Genomic DNA, 23,356 nt, shown 5'->3' on the forward strand with positions numbered 1-23,356 from the left:
GCGGCCATAGAAGGCCAGATAGAAGGAATTGACGGTGGAATCGTGACTGCTGAAGGTGGTCATGCTGGCTCTCAGAAATTGAACACGGCCGAGTTGCCGTAAGGCATGATTATCCAGTTAAGCAGCCACGCGCCCCACAACTTTCGTTTCGAATTTTTACTTATGTCTGTTTTTGAATACGAAATCAATATGGTTATTAACTTTTTTCTATAAATGACGCCAAAAAAAAGCAATCATAATGATAAAAACGAAATATTTGCAAATCATGGTGTGATAACAAAATAACCCCGCCGGCTTGCGCGGGCGGGGCTATCAAGATCATCAGCAAGCTTCGACGCCGTCAATCGACGGTTCTACGATGCCAGGTGCAGGCTGCGGTCCAACGATCAGCTTACCGACACCTTTCTCGTTCCACGGTCTGTCAGATGCTCACATCTGCTTCTTGCGGCAAGCCCGTCAGCTCGATATTGCCGTCAGTGATCGCGCCGTTCGCGAACACCGCGAACGCCGACAGTTCGTGGAAATCAATGAGGCCATTGTCGAACTCGTTTTCGTAGACAAACAACACACTGCTCTCATCATTTCGGCTATTGACGAGTATCAAAATCTGATCGCGCCAGCCGATCGATTCAACGTTCACAGCAGAGTTGATCTGTTCGAATGTTTTTTCCAGATCCAGTTGTCGTCCGACGCTGAAAGACTCGTCAATGGTGATGACCACGCCTTCGGTCTTCTCGCCGACAACGCCATCCAGGGACCAGTCGATACTTTCACTGCCGTTACGGTCGAGCTTATTACTCAGGTCGGCGCCGAGCAGGATGACGTCCTGCTCGTCGAAGCCGAAAATCAAATCCTGGCCCGCATTGTCGATACGATCGTAGACGACGGTCAGCTTGCTGCCATTGTCGACCACCACGTCATTGCCCCTGCTGGTGCGAATGACTGCATCGGTCTGGCCGTCCGAGATGAATGCCTGGCTTCGGAATTCGTCGTCGTTGCGCAGGGTGTCACCGTAGACCATGAAGGTTTGATGCACCTCAAAGCCAGCGTGGAAGAAATTATCTGCCTTCCCACCTGCGAAGAACACGGTATTCGACTTCACCATGCCGTTGGCAGTCTTGAAGGTCCCATCGGTCCAGCTCATCTGATAGAGCCCCGCGTCGATCGTCGTCTTCAGGTTCAGATACGTCTCTTGCAGCGTGGTCTTGCCGGAGGCATTGTCGTAGGCGGTTGCCGGCTGGGCGCTTCCAGAGCTGTAATCCTGCACCTTGAAACCGTCGGCACTGATCAGCTCAGTAAGCCTGCCGCCTGTCGTGTAGATGTCAATCGTGCTCGGACCGTTGGCAAGGTAGAAGTCTGCCCCCAGGTAAGACTGTGTCGCAGGTACCAGCGGTGGAGTCTCCGGTTGCGACGGGACTTCCGGCGTCTCGTCATGTGGCCTGTTCGCGAGCGTCATGGTCCCGGTCGCGGCATCGATCTTCAGGAATGGCGCGGTAGTGCCAAAATCATCGAGAATGATGTTGTTCACTTGTTCGCCATCGGACCATTGAATCATGTAGGACGTGGCAGTCTCGCCCGCGCCGGCCAGGAATGTCGAATCCTTGTGCGTGCCGCGTACGATGGCCAGCTGGTCGCGATCGGCGCCGAGCAACAACGTCGTGCCCACCAGTGGATCGCCGGTGAACACGTTGCCGAGCTCGATCACATCGCCGACCTCGGCGCCAGAAATCACGTCCATCGCGTGGGTAAGCCAGTGCGGATTGTTGGCGGCCCACTGCAGCGTATCGCCCGGATTGATCACGACCGTATCCACGTAGCCGTCCTTGCCCAGGACGATGCGATCGCCATTGGCGCCGCCGATCAGGGTATCGGCGCCAAGGCCGCCAGTGAGGGTATCGTTGCCGGCGCCGCCATACAGCGTGTCGTCCCAGTCGGTGCCGGTGATCTTGTCATCGCCGTCGAAGCCCCAGACGAGCTGGCCGCCGAAGATCTCGTCGTCACCGTTCGTGGCCAGGCTGTACAGCTTTCCACTCTTGTCGACGACCGGCTGGGCGCCATCGGCGGTCACCTGCAGATGGCCCGACACCAGGTTCGACTGCGCGCCGACCAGCGTCGTGCCTTCCTTGACCTTGCCGTCGAGTTCGGTCGTCACGACGGGTTTGCCTCCCTCGACCAGCGACAGCACGCCGGCGACGGTACTGTCGAGCGAAATGCCCTTGTCGGTCGCGGTCGCCGTGAGCTCGCCCAGGCTGATGGTGAAGATCTTCGTTTCCGAGGATGCGCCAATATTGCCGGCCGCGTCGAGCTGGCGAACACGCAGCGCGCCTTGCTCGACGTTGAGCTTGGCAAGGTCGAGTTCGGCGATACCGAGGCCATTGGCGCCGCCAAAGGTCCAGGTGCCGCCGTTATTGATGCTGTATTCCCAGCCGCTGCCCTGCACGGGTTCGAGACCGGAGATCAGGACCATGCCCGAATTGGCGCCCAGTGAAGAATCGATTTCATGGGCAAACTTGACGGTCGGCGCCTTGGGCGCGGTGTTATCCAGAGTAAAAGTGAACTTGCTCTCGCTTTGGTTGCCCGCCGCGTCCGTCTGGCGCACCCAGATGGTGTTGATGCCTTCCTGTGCGACCGGCTTCAGGTCGCTCCACTGGCCGCCGGTGACGCCGCCTTCCTGGACGTCCAGGCGCATCAGGTCCGGCAGCTGATCAGGCAGCGGCAAGGTGGGAACCACCTGCGCCACCATATGCTTGTACTCCACCGTCGTGCCGGCCTCGAGGCCGAGCACTTCAAATGCACCATCTTTGGTTACCAGGTCGTCATGCGAACCGACCTTCACGCCAGCGGTATCGTTCACCAGCCTGATGGTCGGAGTCGACACGTAGCTGTCGTAGACGATATCGGCGAAGTCGGAGGAAGCGATGATCTTGTCGCCCTCCACGGCGCGCATCACGACGCGGGTGACCAGGTCCGGCGCACGATCGGCGAACGGCTGCACCAGGCCAGGCTTGGCGTCCGACTGCGTAGAGGAACGGATCGGCATGCCGCCAGTCAGATCCAGCGCGTCGATGGTCACGGTGTTGTGGACGCGATCTTCGCTGATACCCGCGCGCACCCAGGTAGTGCCGTTGGTGGTGTATTCGAAGTGCTGGTTGCTGCCCAGATCTTTGCCGGTGTACTTGAAAGTGACAGCAGGGCTCTCCTTCTTGGTAACAGTGTCGAGCTTGTTGGTGTCGAGGTCATCCTGGGCCACGCCTGCAAAACTTAGCGTCATCGGCGTCGAAGGCGCTGGAGTAACGACCGGCTTGCTCGGCGGGTAGACCACGTCGACCGCAGCCGGCAGGCCACCTTCTCCCAGCGCAACGACCACGTCCTGCAGGGTCGCCTTGGCCGGCATCACTTTCAGCACTTTATCCATGCCGCCGCCGCGCAGCAGCGATTCCAGCGTCACCGGATCGCCGGCCGCCGCCTTGGCGGTATCGGCCAGCGCCTTGGCCAGCGCCACCGGCTCGCTCACGCCGCGCGCGGTGTCGAACAGCGCCAGCAGGGTGGTGTTGACCGCGATTGCGTCGACCACTTGCGGGGTCTTGGTGGCGGTATCGGCGAACGAGACGGCGGCGTTGACCAGCGTATCGAGATCGGCCTGAGTAGCGTTGGCGGTCACCGCGCGCACCAGGATGCGGGCCGCTTCGATCGACGCATATCCGCTGTATTCGGTGCCGTCGGCGTCGACCTTGGCGGTAAATGCGTCGGCGGCCTGCTTGCGCAGCTGCGACAGGGTAGCGTCGCTGCCCTGGGCGCCGCCCTGGATCGACATGGCGATGTCGGCCAGGCTGGCGTGGCCCTGCTCGATCGCATTGGTCCAGAAGGCCATGCCTTCGGCATCGGGCGTACGGTTGAACAGCTGGGAATAGATTTCGGTGATGCGGTCGGCGACGGTGTCGGTGCCGAAGCGTACCTGCGCTTCTTCGGAGGCGGCGAAGAAGTCGACGATCGCGCCCATGTCGCCATTGTTGGCGGCCAATTGCGTGGACCAGAATTTCAGGCCGGCCGGATCGGCCGGACGGCCATAGAAGGCCAGGTAGAAAGAGTTAACCGTGGAATCGTTGGTGCTGAAAGTGCTCATGTTCGCTCGATGGAAACGCATGGGCCAGTCGCCATGCCCGCGCAGTATGAGCGGCAACTTAAATTGCGAACAGGAAATTAAGCGGGTTTTACTGATTTTGTGGGTTTTGCGCTACAAAAAATGTCGATCTCACCCTGTTTTTGCGAATAAAACATTGAAAATCATTAAATACTGGAAAATCGGCAAAATATGTTTCTTGATACGCAAGTTTTACGAGTAAAGATTGAAACCGCTGGCATCAAGACCGTTCGCCTGCAGACCAATACGGCGTGGGCAACCTTTCAACCACCCTCGCTTGGTTAGACGGCCCAAAAAGGCGAGATAGCAGGAATGGACCGTGAAATCGTAATTGGTATGTTCGCTCATGATCGGTATCAAAAGGTCAGCATGGTCGAGTTGCCATGTAGAATCAGTACGACATGAAAACCAATAGTAAAAAAAAACTAACTGTAGATTTCCCAAGAATTTATAGGATTAATCTTACAAAAAACTAGTAATAACGCCATGTATTTACACTAAAGAAATGGTGATTTTTTTGAAAGAATGTGGCGGTGTTCATGTGGATTTAGCACTGCCCTTGTAACAATCCATGCCCACAAATAAAGTGCTTCGCCAATGACAAGCCCCGCTGCGGCAACACAGCGGGGCTTGGGGTGGGCACTTCAAGGCGCCCACGATCAATCTTCAGCTCACTCCGACTGAGCGACCAGGGTAATCTGCTCCGTGGTCGGGATGCCATCGGCGAAGGCGGCCAGCAGGGTCACTTCGTTAACATTGATCTCGTGATTGCCGTCGCTTTCCGAGTAGTACAGCAGGACTGCCGCATCGTTGCTCGCATCCTTTGCCAGGATCAGCAGGCTCTCGCCCGCCTCCATCTTTTGCAGGTCGAGGCGTGAATTAAGCGCCAGCAAGGTCAGCGAATCTTCTTTGGCGAGGTCGTCATACACGAAGGTTGCACCAAGCGAGATGGACACGGCTTCGACCGTATCGTCGACTTCCACCAGGCCGCTTTCGGGCGCCCACGTCAGTTCGCCGTCGGATTGTTTCTCGAGCGCGATTTCCAGCATCCCGCCGAGCGTGATCTTGTCATTGACGTCGAACCCGAGGATCAGGTCATGCCCACCGTGACTGGCCACCCGGTAGACGACGTTGACGGCGCCTTCGTCGGCAATGATCACATCGTTGTAATACCCGGTAGTGACATCGGAGCTGGTATTGGCCGCGGTACGGTACAGGCTGCCAGGATGGCTACCGCCATGGAGGAGTTCATTGCCTTCAAGTAAGTACGAATTGGCAATGATGAAGCCAGGCACGACGACCTCGCCTGCCACGCCACCGGCGAACAGATACTCGTCGGCGGCCAGGGTTCCGCCCGGGGTCGCGAAGGTTTCGCTGGTCCACGCTGCCCGGTACACGCCGGCATCGAGGGTGCCGTTGAGCTTGATCACGCCACTAGCCTGGACCCCGAAGCCCTCGCCGCTGGTGTACTTGTCGGCCGCTTGACCGGTACGCATGTCGGTCAGGACGAACTCGCCACCGGCAAGCAAGCCATCGTCGGTCGTCGTCACCGGCGTCATCTGATGCGGGGCAGAGATCAACGCCAGCGTGGAGTCGATGCCGACCTGGAAGCCGAACTTGAGCCCATGGACATTCGATGCCACCGGGGGGATTTCCAGCGCAATCAAGTTGCCGTAGAACTTCAGGCCAAGGCCGCTGCCGCCAAAACTCTCCAGCAGGATGCTGTTGATGGTCGATTTCTGGGTCCATTGCAGCAGGTAGGAGGTGCCCTTGAGGTCGGTCTCAAAACCGTCGAGCGGCGTCACGCTGCCGCGCACCACCGAGACCTGGCCGTCCGCGACAGTGGTGAGGTAGCCATTGCCGACAGTTTGCCCCGCGCTGCCGGTGAACTCATGGATCAGGATCACGTCGCCTGCTTCGGCGCCGTAGATCCGGTCCATCCCCACGATGCTGTCGTCGTCCTGGAATTGGCCGGTATGCGTCTCGCCGTCTTCGTAGACCAGGGTGCTGGGCACGCCATCCTTGGCCAGGAAGATGGTATCGCCGCCGGCGCCGCCCGAGATGACGTCGCTGCCGCCATTCGACCAGATGGTATCGTCGCCCGCGCCGCCGTGAAGGCTGTCATTACCCTCGGTGCCGTGGAGCGTATCGTTGCCGCCGAAACCCCACAAGGAATCGCCGATGAGCGTTTCGCGGTCGCTGCTGCCGAGCTTGTAGTAGCGAGCGCTGGCGTCCTTGAGCACGGCGCCCTGGCTGGTTTCCACGCTCAGGTAACCCTCGACCGCCTCGGGCTGCTCGCCCACGATCACGAGCCTGCCGGCGGCCGCGCCCTCGGAGGTGTGATCCGACGTCACGATGGTCTGTCCGCTCGACGACGACAGCACGATCTTGCCATCTACCTGGCTCTCGACCGTCAAGCCACGGGGGCCCGGCGTCACCGAAATGCCGGCCGGGCCGTCGATGTCGAACGTCGTCTCCTTGCCCACATTGCCAGCGGCGTCGATCACGCGCACCTCGATGGTCGCATCGGACGTCGACAGGTCGATGCCTTTCAGCGTCGCGGTGCCGCTCTTGTCGTCGATCGTGGCGGTAGTCCACTTGTCGTCGCCCTTCACGCGCCACTGGACGAATCCGTGGTCGCGCTGGTCGAGATTGAAGGTGACGTCGACGCTATTGCGGTCGGTGACCAGGAAGCCCGCAGGCTCGCCGACGATGCCCACCAGGGCCAGCTCCTCGCCCGGCGGGGTCGTGTCGTAGAAGATTTCTTCGCTGACCGAGGTGACCGGCACGCCGTTGGCATTCAGAAGCTGCACCTGCACCTTGGTGACGACGTTGCCGATCACTTCCATGATGCCGACACGGTATTCGTGACCGCCGCCCTGTTCCGAGCCGGTGCTCAGGTCGACGTGCGGCACGACGATGGTCTTGCCGGTCGGCGCGACGTCGGTCCAGGCCGCGTCGCCGATCTTGTACTGGAATTTCTGGCCCGCGGACGGGGTGCCGGTAAAGCTGAACGTCACGTCGGCATATTTTTCGTTGGTGACGTTGTCGCCAGGCGTAGGGTCTTCCGGGTCATGATCGACGCTGACGAACTTGAGCGTCACACCTTCCGGCCGCGGCGGGGTAACCGGACGCGGCGGATACACGACGTCGATCGCGGCCGGCAGGCCACCGTCGGCCAGCGCATCGACCACGTCCTGCAGGGTGGCGCGCGCCGGCATCACTTTCAGGACCTGGTCCATGCCGCCGCCGCGCAGCAGCGACTCGAGCGTGGCCGGGCTGCCGGCAGCGGCCTTGGCGACATCGGCCAGGGCCCGGGCCAGGACCACCGGGTCGAGCAGGCCGCGCGGAGTGTCGAACAGCGCCAGCAAGGTGCTGCCGCTGGCGATGGCGTCGACCACGGCCGGATTGTTCGAGGCGATGTCGGCGAAGTCGGCGACCGCCTTCACCAGCTTGGCGATATCGTCCTGTGAAGCGCCAGGGGTCACGGCGCGCACCAGTACCCGGGCCGCTTCGACCGCTGCATAGCCGTCATAGTCGCTGCCGGACGTCTCGACCAGGGCGGTGAAGTCGGCGCTGGCCTGCTTGCGCAGCGTGGCCAGGTCGGCGTCGGTGCCCTGCGCACCGTTCAGGACGGAGATGGCGACGTCGGCCAGCGAGGCGTGACCCTGCTCGACCGCATTGGTCCAGAACGCAAGGCCATTGGCCTCGGGGGCGCGGTTGAACAGTTGCTGGTAGATCTCGGTGATGCGCTCGACCGCGGTATCGGCGCCGAAACGGACCGTCGCTTCTTCGGAAGCGGCAAAGGCATCGGTGATGAAATGGTAGTCGCCGCCGTTGTCGGCAAGGTGCCCGGACCAGAAAGCCAGGCCTGCAGGGTCGGCGGGGCGGCCGAAAAAGGCTAGGTAGAAGGAGTTAACCGCAGATTCGTAGTTGGAAAGTTCGCTCATTGTCGATATCGGTTGGTCACGCATGGCCGGGTTGCCATACCAGATCAGTATGTATTCAAATGTAATTGCGAACAGGAAATATTTAGCATTTTTAGTGTTTTTGTAGGCTATTTCCTACATAAAAATACTAAAATAATATGTATTTACTTGATTGTGAATTGACTCAATGTTAATTAATTATCACATTTACGCAATAATCATCGATTTTAAATGGTTACCAGAAGTAGTGGCCAAGGTATGAATGAGGCTTGATGTTTGGCGGCTTCACCAAATCGGCATAGGGCCAGTCAGCATGCCGACTGGCCCCTCGTGCTCCCATGCGGGGCGCACCAAAAAAATGCTCCCGGCCTTGCACCGGGAGCATTCACACGCCGGCTAGGACCAATCCGGCAGGCCGACCAGCTCGATCTGTTGCATCTCGGGCATGCCGTCGGTGAACAGGGCGATCACCGAGACTTCGCCGGCGTCGATCAGGCCATTCCCGTCGACTTCACTATAGTAGTAGAGGGCGCCGCCGGTGCCGTTCATGTCCTTGGCCAGGATCAGCAGCTTTCCACCTGCGGCCATCTCGCTGGCATCGATCCTGGTGCCCAGCGTCCCCAGCGTCGGCGAGCCCAGCTGGTCCAGGTCGTTACTGCCCAGGATGCCAAAGGTTTCGATGTAGACGGCCCCGATGGCGGCATCGGGAGTCAACATGCCCGTGGAATACGGCGCCCAGACCAGGTCACCCTGGGAGTCGTGCTCCAGCGCGAGCGCGAAGTCGGTGCCCAGCACCACGCGGTCGTCGGTGCCGAAGCCGATCACCAGGTCCTGGGCCGCGCTGGCGGCGGATTCGACCTTGAGTCGCACGGGGCCGCCCGCGGCCGCCACTACGTCATGCCCGAAGCCGGTCGTCAACTCGGTCTGGTGGCTGCCACTGCGATACAGGATCGACTGGCCGCCGCCCGCATTGCTCACCGGATTGCCGTTGAGGATCGCCTCCTGGTCGAAGGTGAAGCCATGCTGGACCACCAGGCCCTCGGCGCCGCCGGCGAACTTGACGCTGTCCGCGGCCAGGGTGCCGCTTTGCGTCGCGAAAGTAGCGTCGTTCCAGCTCATTTCATAGACGCCGGCCACCAGTTCCCGGCCCAGGTGCAAGCCGCCATCGTTCTGGACGCCGCCGAAGTGCACACGATCGACGTAGTCGGTGGCCACGTTCTCGCGGCTGACCAGGTCTTCCAGCACCAGGCCGGCCGTCGACAGCATGCCATTGGTGCTGCTAGTGGCCGGCGCCAGGTTTTCCGGATCGCCCTGCAGCCTGATGATGGCGTTGTTTGCCGACAGCTGGAAAATGGCGTCGGTAAAGGTCGACTGCATCGGCGCATCGACCAGCTTGATGGTGCGCGCCAGGGGATCGTATTCCAGTTCCGGCACGCCGTCGGCATAGTCGCGCAGGAGAATGCTGTGGATCGCGTTGTCCTCGGTCCACTGCAGCATCCAGGAGCTGCCGTTGAGGGAGGAGAAGAAACGCGAATCGATGGTGGCATTGCCTCGCACCAGGGCCACCTGGCCATCGGCCGTACTGGTCAGGAATTGATTGCCGATCGAAGGCGTATTGAAGCGGATGCCTTCGCCGATGAAGAAGCTGTCGCCGGCTTCGGCGCCGTGAATCTGGTCCATCCGGGTGACATAGTTGCCGCTATCGAACAGGCCGGTGCGGGTATCGCCCGCCTCGTAGCCGATCAGGCTGCCCTTGCCGTCGGTACTCAGGCGGATGTCGTCGGCGCCGGCGCCGCCGGCGATCTTGTCCTCGCCGCCATTCGACCAGATGATGTCGTCGCCGTCGCCGCCGAACAGGTAGTCGTCGCCTTCGGTCCCGGACAATTCATCATTGCCGCCGAAGCCCCACACATGGGTGCCCGACAGGTCGACGTCGTTCCCGCCCGTGCCCAGGACAAAGCTGATGCCGCTCGGGTCGTTCACATTGGCGCCGGACTGGGGCGCAATCGCCAGCGTGCCCGAGCGCACACTGCCCTGCTCGCCCAGGATCGCTTCCTGGCCCGCCACCACGCCATGCGAAGCGTGGGTCGTCTCGGCCGGCATGCCGCCGATCTCGACCGAGCCGGTCACCGGACTGGTGATCCCCAGGCCGTCGTCGGTAAACCTGAGCTGGATGGCCGGGCCGACCGGGCCGTCGATGGTCCATTCGCCATGGTCGCCCACATTGCCGGCGGCGTCGATCACCCGCAGCTCGATGGTCTGGTCCTCTTCCGAGAGGTTGATATTGCGCAGCGTGAACAGGCCGCTGCCGTTCGGCCGCGGGGCGTCGGTCCAGGCGTCGCTGCCCTTGATGCGCCACTGGACAACGCCATCGCTGGTATCGTCGATGGTGAAGGTCACGTCGACCAGCTCGTCGCCGGTCGTCAGGTCGCCTTCAGGGCCCTGACCGATGCGCACGAAGCCCAGTTGGCCGTGCGGGTCGGTGACGTCGAGCAGGATCTCCTGCTGGAAGGGCGTGCCGACGGTAGCGCCATTGGCGTTGGCCACGCGCAGTTCCACCGTCAGCAGGTGGTCGGGCATCGGCTCGCGCGCGCCGGCGCGGTACTCGCCGACCGGCTCGCCGTCGGTCAGCGCCACGTCCTTCAGCCGGATCAGGCCATTGACCGGCGTCACATCGGTCCACTCGCTGCTGCCGTTGTGGCGGTACTGGATCTTCTGGCCGGGCTGCAGGCTGCCGTTGGCGCGGAACACGATGTCGACCTCGCTCATATTGGTGACGTGGTCGCCCGGCTTCCGGTCATCGGGGCCGTGCTCGACGCTCACGAAGCTGAAGCTCACGCCCTGGGGCGGGACCGGGGTCGGACGTGGCGGATACACCACATCGATCGCGGCCGGCAGGCCGCCTTTTTCGAGCGCGTCGACCACGTCCTGCAAGGTGGCGCGCGCCGGCATCACTTTCAGCACCTGGGCCATGCCGCCGCCGCGCAGCAGCGAAGCCAGCGTGTCCGGATTGCCGGCCGCGGCCTCGGCCACGTCGGCCAGTGCCTGCACCAGGGTCACCGGATCTTCCAGCCCGCGCTTGGTGTCGAACAGCGCCAGCAGGGTGCTGCCGGTGGCAATCGCGTCGATCACTTTCGGGTTATTGGAGGCGATATCGGCGAAGTCCACGGCCGACTCGACCAGCCTGGCAAGATCGTCCTGGGTGGCGCCCGGGGTCACGGCGCGCACCAGTACGCGTGCGGCTTCGACCGCGGCATAGCCGGCGTAGTCGCTGTCGGACAGCTCGACGCGCGCGGTGAAGTCGGCCACGGCCTGCTCGCGCAGCGCGGCCAGGTCGAGGTCGCTGCCTTGCGCACCTTCGAGGATGGTGACGGCGACATCGGCCAGCGACACATGGCCGTTCTTGACGGCGTCGCTCCAAAAAGCCAGGCCGGTGGCTTCGGGGGCGCGGTTGAACAGTTGCTGGTAGATCTGGGCGATGCGTTGTTCGGGCGTATCGTCGCCGAAGCGCACCTTGGCTTCTTCCGAATCGGCGAAGGCGCGGGTAATCAGACTGGTATCGCCACCATTGGCGGCCAACTGGCCGGACCAGAAGGCCAGGCCGTCCGGGTCGGCGGGACGGCCGAAGAAGGCAAGATAGAAGGAGTGGACCGTGGATTCAAAAGTGCTCATATCGCTCGCAATATTCGTGATGGATTAATCAATCATGACTGTTAGTCACGCCAATATTATGAGCGAAATTTAATGCAAATTGATGTCTGGTAATTGTTTATGTGAAACTTTTGTAGGATTTATCCCACACCGCCTTATTGAGAGGCCAGATAGGCCTTGGCATGACGCCGGGCCGTCCGCAAAGCCCGGTCTCAGGATCACGCTCAGACCACGCCGATCACCCGTACCTGGTCCGCCACCGGCGCGCCATTCAGGATGGCCCTGGTGCTCGGCAGCTCCAACGAAAAGCAAAGCCCCGCTGCATCGCTGCAGCGGGGCTCGAAGTTTCCAACTGTAGTGGCAGGTTGGCGATTCTTTCTACCAGGCGACGTTCATGACGTCGCCGTCATCATGTCGAACTGCCTGACGATCAACCGCGACGGCGGCGCGCAGCCACCAGGCCGGCCAGGGCCAGGCCCATCAGGGCAACGCTGCCTGGTTCCGGCACTTCGTTGATGCGCAGGTCGCCAATGCTGACGACACTGCTGCCGAGGTTGGCGGTGCGGAAGCCGATGGTGTCGAACGACTTGAAACCGGAATCGAATTCCAGGTTGATATGGCCGTCGGTCAGCTTTTTCAGATCGTCGTTGCTTGGGTTGTACCAGGCGCTCATGCGATCGTAGTTGCCGGTTTCGGTGCTCTTGTACAGATAAGCGTACAGATGCGCGAACTGGCCTTCAACGGCTGGCTCGATATTGCTCTTGGTGAAGTATTTTTCGCCGGTAGTGCCGCTGGCGCGTACGAACAGGTCATTGGTGCACTTGCCGTCGCAGTTCGCTTTCAGCCCGATCTGCGGGCCCTTGTAGCCTTCCGACGCACTCGAGTCGTTGAACCACAGTGCAGTGAACGCGTTTTTCGGGAAAACGCCGGTGTACGACAGCTTGAAATCGACCAGCACCCCGTTCGTGTAATCGATCGGCGCCTTGATGGTTGCGGCACTGTAGTTATCCTTGCCGGTGAACTCGTACGACGTGATTGGGGCAGCCGATGCGAAGCTTGCGCTCAAGGCCAGGGTCAGCAGGGCGATGCTTTTGCGAATCATATTATTCCTTGGTGATCAAAATGTTTTGGACGAGACACTTAAAGCAACTACCATGCCAGCCGAGTACTCTTGCGTTAAATCAAACACTTAGCATCGCCCGCCAATACCCAACGAAATGCACTGTAAATTTTTCCGACAGGAATTAATACTTTTGGAATTCCAATACTGTTGAATTGTAATTACACGACAATTCCAGCCCTTGCGGGGGCGGCAGATGCGAGCGACGCGCCACGCTGCCTTATAATGTCGGCCTGTCTTTCCAACCGCCTTTGCAAGGCCTATCCCACATGTCCTCCGAAAACCAGTACGTCAACATCGCCGCCTATAAATTCATCACGCTCGACAACCTGGAACAATTGCGCCCGCAATACCAGGACCTGTGCAACGAGCTCGGGTTGAAAGGCACTGTGCTGCTGACGCCGGAAGGCATCAATATGTTCCTGTCGGGCACGCGCGCGCGCATGGATCAGTACCTGGCCTGGGTGCGCAGCGACGCCCGCCTGGCGGACCTGGAATGGAAAGAAAGCCTGTCGACCGAACAGTCGCACAAGCGTATGCTGGTCAAGATCAAGAAGGAGATCATCACCATGCGCATGCCGCTGATCAAGCCGGAACTGGGCCGCGCGCCGGTGGTCGATGCGAAAACGCTCAAGCGCTGGCTCGACCAGGGCCATGACGACGACGGTGTCGAGGTGGTGATGATGGAAACCCGCAATGCCTTCGAAGTCGACGTCGGCACGTTCAATAACACGCTCGACTACCGCATCGACAAGTTCACCGAGTTCCCTGCCGTCGCGGCCGAGCACAAGGAAGAATTGAACGGCAAGACCGTGGTGACCTTCTGCACCGGCGGCATCCGCTGCGAAAAAGCCGCCATCCACATGAAAGAAATCGGCTACGACCGCGTGTTCCAGCTCGAAGGCGGCATCCTGAAGTATTTCGAGGAAGTCGGCGGCGACCATTACACTGGCGACTGCTTCGTGTTCGACTACCGCACCGCGCTCAATCCGAAACTGGAACCGACCGAGACCGTGCAATGCTTCGCCTGCCGCGCGGTGGTGACCCCACGCCAGCAACTGGCGCCCGAATACGTGATGGGCGTGTCTTGCCCGCATTGCGCAGGCAAAGAGGCCGGCGACGCGCCGCAGCAGGCCGCGGCCTGAACAGCCATGGGCGGCAGCCCGCCGCCCTCTTCTCTCAGGCCAGCGGAGCGCCCGCTTCGGCAACGCCGACCAACGGGATATCGTCCTGCGCGGCCGGCGACCCGCTCATGCGCGCGATTGCCAGGTCGATGCTGCCAGGATCGGTGGCAAGATCGCCGGTAATGAAATCCTTGACGCCTGCCAGGTAGTTAATCGCGATCATGTTCGCCGCTTCGCCGTTGTACGCGGCCTTCTCTTGCGGCGTGTCGATCCGGTTGGTGAAGGCGATGGCCACGCCGATCTTGGCGTTGAAGGCGAACTGGTCGGCGCCCTGCGCGCCCGCGGCCACCATCGTCACCATATTGTCGACCGTCATGGCGCCGGAATCGAGCGCCTTGACCCAGAAATCCAGCCCCGTCGTTTCCGGTCCGCGACCGAACAGGTTGTCGTAGATTTCCTGGACAAGCACGCGGTGATCGGTATCGAAATAGGTCGCCTCGTACTCGGCAGTCTCTGCGAAAGCGGCGGCGATTTCCTCATGGGTCACGACCTGGTGCTCGAGAAGATCGGTCCAGAACGCCAGGCCGCCGGGATCGGCCGGGCGGCTGAAATACGCGACGTACAGTTCCTGCACCTTGCTGACATAGTTCGCCATGACCTTCTCCGTATGAAATAGAGAGAAAAATATAGCGTAGTAAAAATATTAACGGCGCAGCTTACAGCAGGGTTGGGCCGGCGGACGCCGGCCCGGAAGGAATTACTGACGGAAGTAGGCGGCGATCTCGCGGATCACCTGCGAATCCAGGTTGCCCGCCGCCGCGCGCAGGCGGATCACGCCGAGCAGGTAGCCGTAGCGGGCCTGGGCCAAGTCGCGCTGGCTGACGAACAGCGTCTGCTGGGCGTTGAGCAGGTCGAGGTTGATGCGCACCCCGCCCTTGATGCTCTGCTCGGTCGCCGTCATCAGGACTTTACCGGACTCGACAGCTTTCACCAGCGCCTCGACCTTGCGGCCGCTGCTCTCGACGATGCTGTGCGCGCGGCGCAGCTCGACCAGGATCTCGTTGCGGCGCGCATCGAATTCGGCCTGGGCGCGGCCGTAGTTGGCAGCAGCCTGGCGCGTGGCCGAGCTGATGCCGCCGCCGTTGTAGATCGGGATATTGATTTGCAAGCCGAGCTGGCGGTTGGTCGATTCGGTACCAAGCTGGTTCAGCGACTCGCTGTCCGCCTTGTTATAGGTGGCCAGGAAATCGACCCGCGGCGCATGGCCGGCGCGCTGGCGCTGGATTTCGAGACGCTGGTTCTCCACCGCCAGGCGCGTGGTCGCCAGCGTGTTGTTGTTGGCCAGCGCCAGTTTTTCCCAATCCTCGTACGACGCGATATCCTGCGGCAGCGGACGGAAGTTGTCGCCCAGCTGGTCCAGGTTGCCCGGATCCATGCCGATCACGCCCTGCAGCGTCTCGCGTGCAGACTTCCGGTTATCCTCGGCCTCGATCAGCTGCGCCTCGGCCAGGTCATAGCGCGCCTGGGTCTCGAGCATGTCGGTGCGTGTACCTTCGCCGCGGTCGAACAGGCGCGCATTGACCTTTTGCTGCTCCAGGTACATATCGCGCTGCACCCTGGACAGGGCGACCTGGTCTTCGGCGAACAGCGCATCCATATAGGCCTGCGCCACCCGCACCGCGACTTCGTCGGTGCCTGCCTCGAGCGCTTGAGCGCTCTGGGCGTCCTGCACCTTGCCCTGGCGGTAGCGCACGAAGGCGTCCAGGTTCAGGATCGGCTGGCGCAGCTGCACGGTGGACGAGCGGCTGATGTAGCGCGGATGGTCGGTGGAAGGAGACACCACCCCGGTAATAGGGTTGCGGCCCATTTGCGTCCGGTCCGAGATATTGCGGTTCACCGTATGGCTGCCCGAAATGTTCGGCAGCAGCCCGGCACGGCCCTGGATGGCATTTTCGCGGCCGGCTTCGCGCTCCTGGATGCGCATCCGGTACACCGGATCGTTGCGCAGCGCCGCTTCATAGGCTTCCTGCAGCGACAGCGCGTGGGCCGGCACGGCGAAGGCGAGGCCGATGGCGGCGCCGAGGGTACTGCGCGCAACGATGGCGCGCAGGCGGGTCATCGAACGGCCACGCATCAGTCACCTCCCATTGCTGCCGGCATGCGGTCGAGGATCGGACGGAACAGGTAGTTCATCATGGTGCGCTCGCCGGTCTTGACGAACAGTTCCACCGGCATGCCGGGACGGGCGTCCATCTTGTGTTCTGCCAGCATCTTCTGGCCCTTCGGCGTGACCTTGACCTTGACCACGTAATACGGCATCCCGGTGCGCTCTTCGACCTGGCGGTCGGCTGCAACCAGCACCACTTCGCCTTCGATATGCGGGGTCTTGTTGGCATTGAATGCCGAGAAGATCAGCTCGACCTTCAGGCCCGGATGCACCTTGTCGACCAGGTTGACCGGCAGTTGGCCCTCGACGACCAGCGGATCGCCTTCCGGCACGATGTCCATCAGCTTGAAGCCGGACGGAATCACGCCGCCATTGGTAAACACCGCCAGGCCGACCACGGTGCCTGCCACCGGCGCCCGGACGTCGACGTTCGACAGCTGGAACTTCTCCGCGGTCAGGCGCGCGCGCTGGGCATCGGCTTCGCGCTGCATATCGTTCATGTGAGTGCGCACTTCTTTCTGGTAGTCCTGCGTCGTCTGCGACTTGCGCAGGGTCAGCTCCAGCACCTGGCGCTGCGAGCGGCCGATATTGCCGATGTCTTCCGACACCGCGCCGCTCAGCTGGGCATAGGTGCGTTCCAGTTCGAGCAGCCGGTTGCGTGCAACATAGCCTTCCTTGGCCAAATCGCGCATGCCGTCCAGTTGCTCCTTCAGCAGGGTCATCTGTTCTTTCTTGCTGTCGCGCGACTCTTGCAAACCCTGGATCTGCATCTTGAGACCGGCGATGCTTTCATCGACGCCACTCAACTGGCTCTGCAACGCATTCTGGCGCGACAGCAGCAGGCCATTCTGCGAACTGATCAGATCAGCCACCGCAGGCTCGCTGCGGCGCTGTTCGATTTCGGCAGGAAATTTGATGGTCTTCGCACCATCGCGTTCGGCGGCCAGGCGCGCGACGTTGGCCAGCGCCGACAGATACTGCACTTCGGTCAGCTGGACTGCCGACTCGGCGGTAATGGGATTCATGCGCGCCACGACCTGGCCTTCCTTGACCTGGTCGCCGTCACGCACCAGCAGTTGCTGCACGGTGCCGCCGACCAGGTGCTGGACCGCCTGGCGGTTCGACTGCGCCGCCACCGTGCCGCTCATCGGCACACCCTTGTCGATCGGGGCGAACAGCGCCCACAGCACGAAGCCGCCAAAGCCGAGCAAGACGAGCAGCCAGCCGATGCGGCTGAACTTGCCCGAGTCGGTGTCGACCTCGACCGGCTCGACGATATGGGAAATGACGTCGGACGTTTGTTCCTGTTTCTTCACGAGTTGCATGTTTTACTGTCCCTGTTCCGTGGTAGCGGAAGTGTTGCCGTCCTGCGCTTCGGGCGCTTGCGGCTGTGCCTGTGGCTTGCCCTGTGCCTGCTGCTTCGCCAGCATCGCCTGGCCCTTGGCGGCGAGCGCCGCCTTTTGCGCCTGCAGTTGTTTCTGGTTGGCTTCGTTAATCGCTTCCAGCACTTTCTGGGTCGGGCCGAAGGCCGCCACTGCCCCGTCGCGCATCATGAGCAGCTTGGTGGTCGCGTTCAGCGCCGCCTGGCGGTGGGTGATCAGGACGATGGTCTTGCCGCGCGCGCGCAGCTCCATCACGGCCTTCACGAGCGCGGCTTCGCCGACTTCGTCGAGGTTGGAGTTCGGTTCGTCCAGCACGATCAGCGCCGGGTCGTCGTACATGGCGCGGGCCAGCGCCAGGCGCTGACGCTGGCCGCCGGACAGGCCTGCGCCGCCGTCGCCCAGCTTGGTGTCGTAGCCTTCCGGCAGGTGCAGGATCATCTCGTGCACACCGGCGCGCTGGGCGGCGGTCACCACTTTCTCAGCATCCACATCGCCAAAGCGCGCGATGTTTTCGGACACGGTGCCGGCGAACAGCTCGATCGACTGCGGCAGGTAACCGATGTGCGGGCCGAGCTCGGCCTTGTTCCATTGGTAGATATCGGCGCCGTCCAGGCGCACCTTGCCCATCATCGCCGGCCAGATGCCGATCAACAGACGCGCCAGGGTCGACTTGCCCGAACCGCTCGGCCCGATCACGCCCAGCACATCGCCCGGTTCCAGGCCAAAGCTGACGTTGCGCACGACCGGCGCCTTGACGCCAGGTGGCGAAGCGGTGACGCCTTCGACCGCCAGGGCGCCGCGCGGCTTGGGCAGTTGCATGCCGGCCTCGCGTTTTGGATTCGCCTCGAGGATGGCGACCAGGCGGCCGTAGGCGCTACGGGTGCTGCCCACGCTCTTCCAGGCGCCGATCACTTGCTGCACCGGCTGCATGGCGCGCCCGACCAGGATCGAAGCGGCGATCATCATGCCGGCCGACATCTTGTGCTCGATGACCAGCAGCGCGCCCAGGCCGAGCACCAGCGACTGCAGCGACAGCTGGGTGAATTTGGTGCCGGCGCTGATCATGCCGGCCTTGTTGCTGGCTTCGGCCTGCAGGCCCAGGAACTTGCTGTGCACCTTGAACCAGCGGCTCATCAGGTTGGGCAGCATGCCCATCGACTCGATGACCTCGGCATTGCGCAGGTTGTTGGTGGCCATGGTGTTGGCCTCGACCGACAGCGAGTTGGCCTCGGACAGCGGCTTGCGCGTGATGCGTTCGTTGACCACGGCCAGCACGATCAGGACCAGGGTGCCGCCCAGGGCGAAGAAACCCAGCGGGACCTGGAAGAAGAAGATGATGGCCAGGTAGATCGGGAACCACGGCGCGTCGAAGAAGGCGAACAGCGCATTGCCGGTCATGAACTGGCGCACGTTGGTCAGGTCGGACATCGCCTGGCCGGCGTTGGCGCCCGAGGTCTTCAGGTTCTGCTGGAAGGCGGCCGTGTAGACGCGCTTGTTCATCATCATGTCGAAGCGGTTACCGACGCGCACGAGCACGAAGGAACGGATCATTTCGAGCGAGGCCAGCATCAGGTAGGCGCCCAGCATCAGCACCGTCAGCATGACCAGGGTCAGTTCGTTCTGGCTGGCCAGCACGCGGTCGTAGACCTGCATCATGTACAGCGAAGGCACCAGCGCCAGCATGTTCGTGATCGCACTGAACACGCCGATGGTGATGAAGGTCTTCTTGAAGATCTGTAACGCCTCGGTGATTTCGTTCTTCGGCTTGGAGAAGTTATTTTTCATATCGGTGAGACTGGAAACGACGTTCGGTGGCGTGTCGCGGATCGCCGTCGAAGCAGGCGGTTAGCGAGCTCGGCATGCCATTATGAGGCATAACACTCGAAATATGTGATGCAGATCACACAATCTGTGGTTTCCATGCGAAAAAAAACCCCGCAACCGAGGTTGCGGGGTTTTCGTCGCTTGCGGCCAGTGGCTGGCCGCGGCGCCCTCTTACAACATCATTACAGGGTGATGATGCCGTTTTCGAAGGTCAGGTCGTCGATGTTCACGCCAACCAGGGTGATGACCTTGACGCCTTCGCCGCCAGCCAGATCCGAACCGTATGCTGCGGTTTCGATGATGATCTCGGCGTTGTTGCCTTTCTGGTTGAAGAACACTTCCAGCACAGCGTCGTCGCCATCGGTGGTCTCGCCGTCGTTCAGGCTGAAGCCCGCGCCGACGTACAGGACGTCATCGCCTGCACGGTTGAAACCGGAGATCGAAGCAGTCTTGTCGTTGAAGACGAAGATGTCCGAACCAGCGGTGCCGAACTTGTTACCGTCGATCATGGTAGGTGCCACGAACTTGTTGGCAACGAAGTCATCCTGGGCCACTTTCAGATCGGCGTTCAGGCCTTTCAGTTCAGCTGCCAGCGCCTTGGCTGCGGTCAGGCCTTCGACTGCTTCTGCCAGATCGTCGATTGCGGTCTGAGCGGCTTCAGCTTCATCTTCAGCGATGTTCAGCAGAGCACCTTTGGTGGTCAGGCTAGCGGTGTAGTCATCACGGATATCGCCCAGGGCGTCGCGGAAGGCTTCGGTCTTAGGACCGACGCCGCTTTCTTCTTCCAACAGCGCATTCCATTCAGCGCGCAGCTGGGCCAGGGTTGGCACGGCGCCGTCAGCAACGGTAGGACCGTCAGCTGCGTCGAACGGAACGGCCTTCAGCAAGGTTTCGGTGTTGGTGGTGCGATCGCGGAAGGCCACTTCCACCACTGCGTCGAGGTAAGCCTGTTCAGCGATGTTCAGATCTTCCTGTGCAGCGATCGTCGCGTTCTGGGCGTTGATCAGAGCGGTCAGGCCTGGGTACTTGGCGACGTCGAGGCCGGTAGCGATGCTCCATGCGCCGCCTTCGAAGACAGCCAGGGTGACTGGGTCAGCGAGTGGGGTGCTGGAATTGGTCGCGACCAGCAGGGTGGTGTCGCCATCAACTTCGGTGTCCAGATCCAGCAGCGGATTGCGGGTTGCGAAGGTTTGTCCTGCCGCCTCTTCGGCGATGCCTGCAACTTGCCATGCTTCTTGAGCGGCTTCGCCAGCTTCTTCAGCCGAAGTGTAGGTCGCAACGGCAGCCGCCAGACCGGTAACATCGTTAACGGTCTTCTGTGCAGCTTCCAACTTGGTGTTTGCAGCGGTCAGAGCCTTGGTGTTGGCGGCTTGCTGTTCCTTGATCAGGGCATCCTTGACGCTTGGCAGGGTCGGAGCGACTTCGAGAGGATCGGTGTAGTCGCCGTCGTTGTTGAGGTCGACACCAACTTCGTAGTCACCGATCGAAGCCGAAATCTCGGCAGCGACTGCTTTCTCAGCGTTCAGGACGTTTGCAGCGATGTCATCCGAAGTGACATCCTTGATCGGCTTGCTGGTGACCGGATCGATGACTTCAGCGTCATCCAGGAAGTCAGCGATTGCCTTCTGAGCATTGCCCAGGGCTTCCAGACCACCTTCCAGGGTGAATGGGGTTGCGGCTTTCACCACTTTAGCAATGCTTGCGTCCAGGGTTGCTGGAACGATAGCAGCGGTTGCTTGGGCAGCGGTCTTGATGCCAGCCAGCAGTTCTTTAGCAGCCTTGTTAGCGTCGGCGCCCGAGTAGCCAGCTTTTTCAGCGTCGGTGTCCAATGCGTTGGTGAAGGCGGTAGCGACAACGACCTTGCTGTCGAAAGCGATCTTGTCGGTGCCCTGGGCGCCTTTCGAGATCAGGTCGACCATGTTGTCAACGGTCATGGTCTTGTCGTTCAGAGCCTTGACCCAGAATTCCAGACCAGTGGTTTCTGCGTCACGGCCGAACAGGTTCTGGTACACGGCGTTCACGATGCCAGCGTTGGTCGACTGGCTGTATTCCACTTGGTATTCCAGCGACTGAGCGAAAGCTGCCGAGATCTGGGCGGTGGTGCCGCCGTTAGCCATCACGGTAGCCCAGTGGGCCAGGCCACCAGCGTCTGCAGGACGGTTGAAGTAAGCTACGTACAGCTGTTGAATTTGGGTGTCGTACTGGGTTGCCATTAAAAGCTCCTGAGTAGATCGAAAATGATCAAGGTTTAAGTCGATTGCAGTGCCACTTCGTGTGTCCTGCAGCTCCAACGATCCGCATCATGACAGAACACATTGCGACTTAATGTGACAGCCATCACATTGAATCGCGATATTTCTTTCAAGCATCCGGAAATTTCGGCTGGTCATTATCAGAGAATCGTCAAACGAACGCAAGATACAGGTCAAACTACTGGTATTCGCTGCTCGCCGTGACATTTGGAGATAATCTAAGATGTTTTAGCGACAGACGATGACTTACAAATCGAAACAAAAAAATGCCATAAATTCGTCTATATGAATGCACATTTCCAGCCGTTTACACAGTAAGCATGTGTATTTAACCGCAAAATAAAAACGGCGCTGGAAGACTCCAGCGCCGTCAGGCAGTACTACAACCAGATAGCCGGCCGTATCGAATAATTAGTACTTAGCGGGTTATCGGCGTCCAGGACGTTCCGCCATTGACAGTGCGGCGGTCGTCAATACGGCCGTCAAAAATATAGGCTGCTCCACCGCCCTTGTCATTGCTGAGCAATCCCTGCACATTCATATAACCCGCGCGTCCCTCCGCGCGATCGCCGTACAACGTACCATCGGCGCCAAGCACGCCGCCAGCGCGGAAGCTGTATTTCTCATCCTTGCGGGACAAGTCGAACGACGTCTCGAAGCTGCGCTTGCCGAAATCGACCTCGAGTTTTCCGTTCGACAGCGTTGCCGCCGCGGCGGAGTAGCTCGAACCATAGCTCGTATATATGTAGGCTTCGCTATCGGCCAGCCGGAAACCCATGCCACCACGTTCTGGCACGACATATTCCTGGCCTGGCGTACGCAGCACGGCGAAGTTGCCTTTTACGGCTACCAGTTGGTTCTTGGTCATTTCTTGCGTCAGGTCGAAATCCGGCGCCGGACCGGTCACCCGCTCCCAGCGCCCCCATTTGATGCCGGCATGACGCACTGGAGTAGGCGGCACCGGATCTATCGGAGTCACTACCGGCGGTTGCGGCTCCGGTTGCGGTGGGTTCGGATTGCCAGGCAAAGGCTGCCCCGGATCCGGCCTCGGCACCTGGTTGTTGACATTGTCGACCACCTTATCGCCCTTCCTGATGTCGACACTCATCTCTACCGGCGTCACAACAGCGTTCCTGCCCGGCGCCATCACCATTGGCACACCAATCGGCAACACCTGCGCTTCCGGCACCACGCTGGTCCCATTCAGCAACTGCGGCGCCGTCGCACCCTGCTGGATCTGCAACAACTGCCCACGCTGGGTTGCCGACAGCTCGCGGCTGCGCGCACCTTCGCACGGTCCGCCGCCATCCGGACGGCAGGCATCGCCAAAACCGCTCACCACCACGCCGCCCGTCAGCACGGTCACGCGCGATGTGGTGTCATCGGTAAATACGGTGAAATCGGTCCCACGCACGCCAATCGCCGCCACCGGCGTATTGAAACGGAAGTTCTGCCGCGCGCGCTTGACCTCGTCGCCCGACTTGCTGCGCGCCACGCCGCTGATCAGCTCAAGCTTGACGCGGGTGTTTTCAGGATTAGCCTTGTCGATGTGATAGGCCACGATACGCGCTTTGGTATTCGGACGGAGGATGAACAGCCCGTTGTCGCTCGTCTTCACATAGATGAAACCGTCAGCGCCGGTCTGCAGCAGCTCGCCTTCCTGCACGGCGTCGCCCTCGGCCGCCTTGCGGTCGACCACTTGTGCTGCGCCCGCAACAAAGATGACCTTGCCAGCCTCCGCCGCCTGTACGGCAGAAGCCATCAAT

11 protein-coding genes are annotated in these 23,356 nt (G+C 61.0%); 1 reads left to right on the forward strand and 10 read right to left on the reverse strand.

Annotated features, from left to right (window positions below; genetic code table 11):
* Nucleotides 1-421 precede the first annotated feature (421 nt).
* The 4 genes from E8M83_RS22675 to E8M83_RS22690 form a co-directional block, all read right to left on the reverse strand.
* Nucleotides 422-4,144, reverse strand: a complete 3,723-nt coding sequence (locus E8M83_RS22675; RefSeq protein ID WP_137175627.1) for a DUF4214 domain-containing protein — start codon at nucleotides 4,142-4,144, stop codon at nucleotides 422-424.
* Between the two features lie 668 nt (nucleotides 4,145-4,812).
* A complete protein-coding gene (locus E8M83_RS22680) occupies nucleotides 4,813-8,091 on the reverse strand; it encodes a DUF4214 domain-containing protein (RefSeq protein ID WP_170976896.1) in 3,279 nt (1,092 codons plus the stop codon).
* A 375-nt stretch (nucleotides 8,092-8,466) separates the two neighbouring features.
* On the reverse strand, nucleotides 8,467-11,742 hold the full coding sequence (locus E8M83_RS22685; protein ID WP_137175629.1) for a DUF4214 domain-containing protein: 3,276 nt from the start codon (nucleotides 11,740-11,742) through the stop codon (nucleotides 8,467-8,469).
* A 409-nt stretch (nucleotides 11,743-12,151) separates the two neighbouring features.
* Nucleotides 12,152-12,823, reverse strand: coding sequence for a PEP-CTERM sorting domain-containing protein (locus E8M83_RS22690; RefSeq protein WP_137175630.1), 672 nt, complete (start codon nucleotides 12,821-12,823; stop codon nucleotides 12,152-12,154).
* Between the two features lie 287 nt (nucleotides 12,824-13,110).
* Between E8M83_RS22690 and E8M83_RS22695 the strand changes: the two genes are divergently transcribed.
* Complete coding sequence (locus tag E8M83_RS22695) at nucleotides 13,111-13,986, forward strand: sulfurtransferase (RefSeq protein WP_137175631.1); 876 nt, start codon at nucleotides 13,111-13,113, stop codon at nucleotides 13,984-13,986.
* 34 nt (nucleotides 13,987-14,020) lie between these two features.
* Here E8M83_RS22695 and E8M83_RS22700 read toward each other — a convergent pair whose 3' ends face one another.
* The 6 genes from E8M83_RS22700 to E8M83_RS22725 all read right to left on the reverse strand — a co-directional run bounded on the left by E8M83_RS22700 (nucleotide 14,021) and on the right by E8M83_RS22725 (nucleotide 23,352).
* Entirely contained in the window at nucleotides 14,021-14,620 is a 600-nt protein-coding gene (locus tag E8M83_RS22700) for a DUF4214 domain-containing protein (protein ID WP_137175632.1), read from the reverse strand.
* Between the two features lie 102 nt (nucleotides 14,621-14,722).
* Nucleotides 14,723-16,099 carry a TolC family outer membrane protein gene (locus tag E8M83_RS22705; protein ID WP_229491815.1) on the reverse strand — a complete coding sequence of 459 codons (1,377 nt, stop codon included), beginning with the start codon at nucleotides 16,097-16,099 and terminating at the stop codon, nucleotides 14,723-14,725.
* Nucleotides 16,099-17,457: an HlyD family type I secretion periplasmic adaptor subunit gene (locus E8M83_RS22710; protein WP_137175633.1), complete on the reverse strand. Its 1,359-nt coding sequence runs from the start codon at nucleotides 17,455-17,457 to the stop codon at nucleotides 16,099-16,101. The genes E8M83_RS22705 and E8M83_RS22710 overlap by 1 nt, the downstream gene beginning before the upstream one ends.
* A 3-nt stretch (nucleotides 17,458-17,460) precedes the next feature.
* Nucleotides 17,461-19,299, reverse strand: coding sequence for a type I secretion system permease/ATPase (locus E8M83_RS22715; RefSeq protein WP_137175634.1), 1,839 nt, complete (start codon nucleotides 19,297-19,299; stop codon nucleotides 17,461-17,463).
* Nucleotides 19,300-19,520: 221 nt separating this feature from the next.
* Entirely contained in the window at nucleotides 19,521-21,551 is a 2,031-nt protein-coding gene (locus E8M83_RS22720; RefSeq protein WP_137175635.1) for a DUF4214 domain-containing protein, read from the reverse strand.
* A 457-nt stretch (nucleotides 21,552-22,008) separates the two neighbouring features.
* Complete coding sequence (locus E8M83_RS22725) at nucleotides 22,009-23,352, reverse strand: FecR domain-containing protein (protein WP_229491817.1); 1,344 nt, start codon at nucleotides 23,350-23,352, stop codon at nucleotides 22,009-22,011.
* Nucleotides 23,353-23,356: the final 4 nt, after the last annotated feature.

Source organism: Massilia sp. HP4 (assembly GCF_005222695.1).
Classification (GTDB): Bacteria; Pseudomonadota; Gammaproteobacteria; order Burkholderiales; family Burkholderiaceae_D; genus Telluria.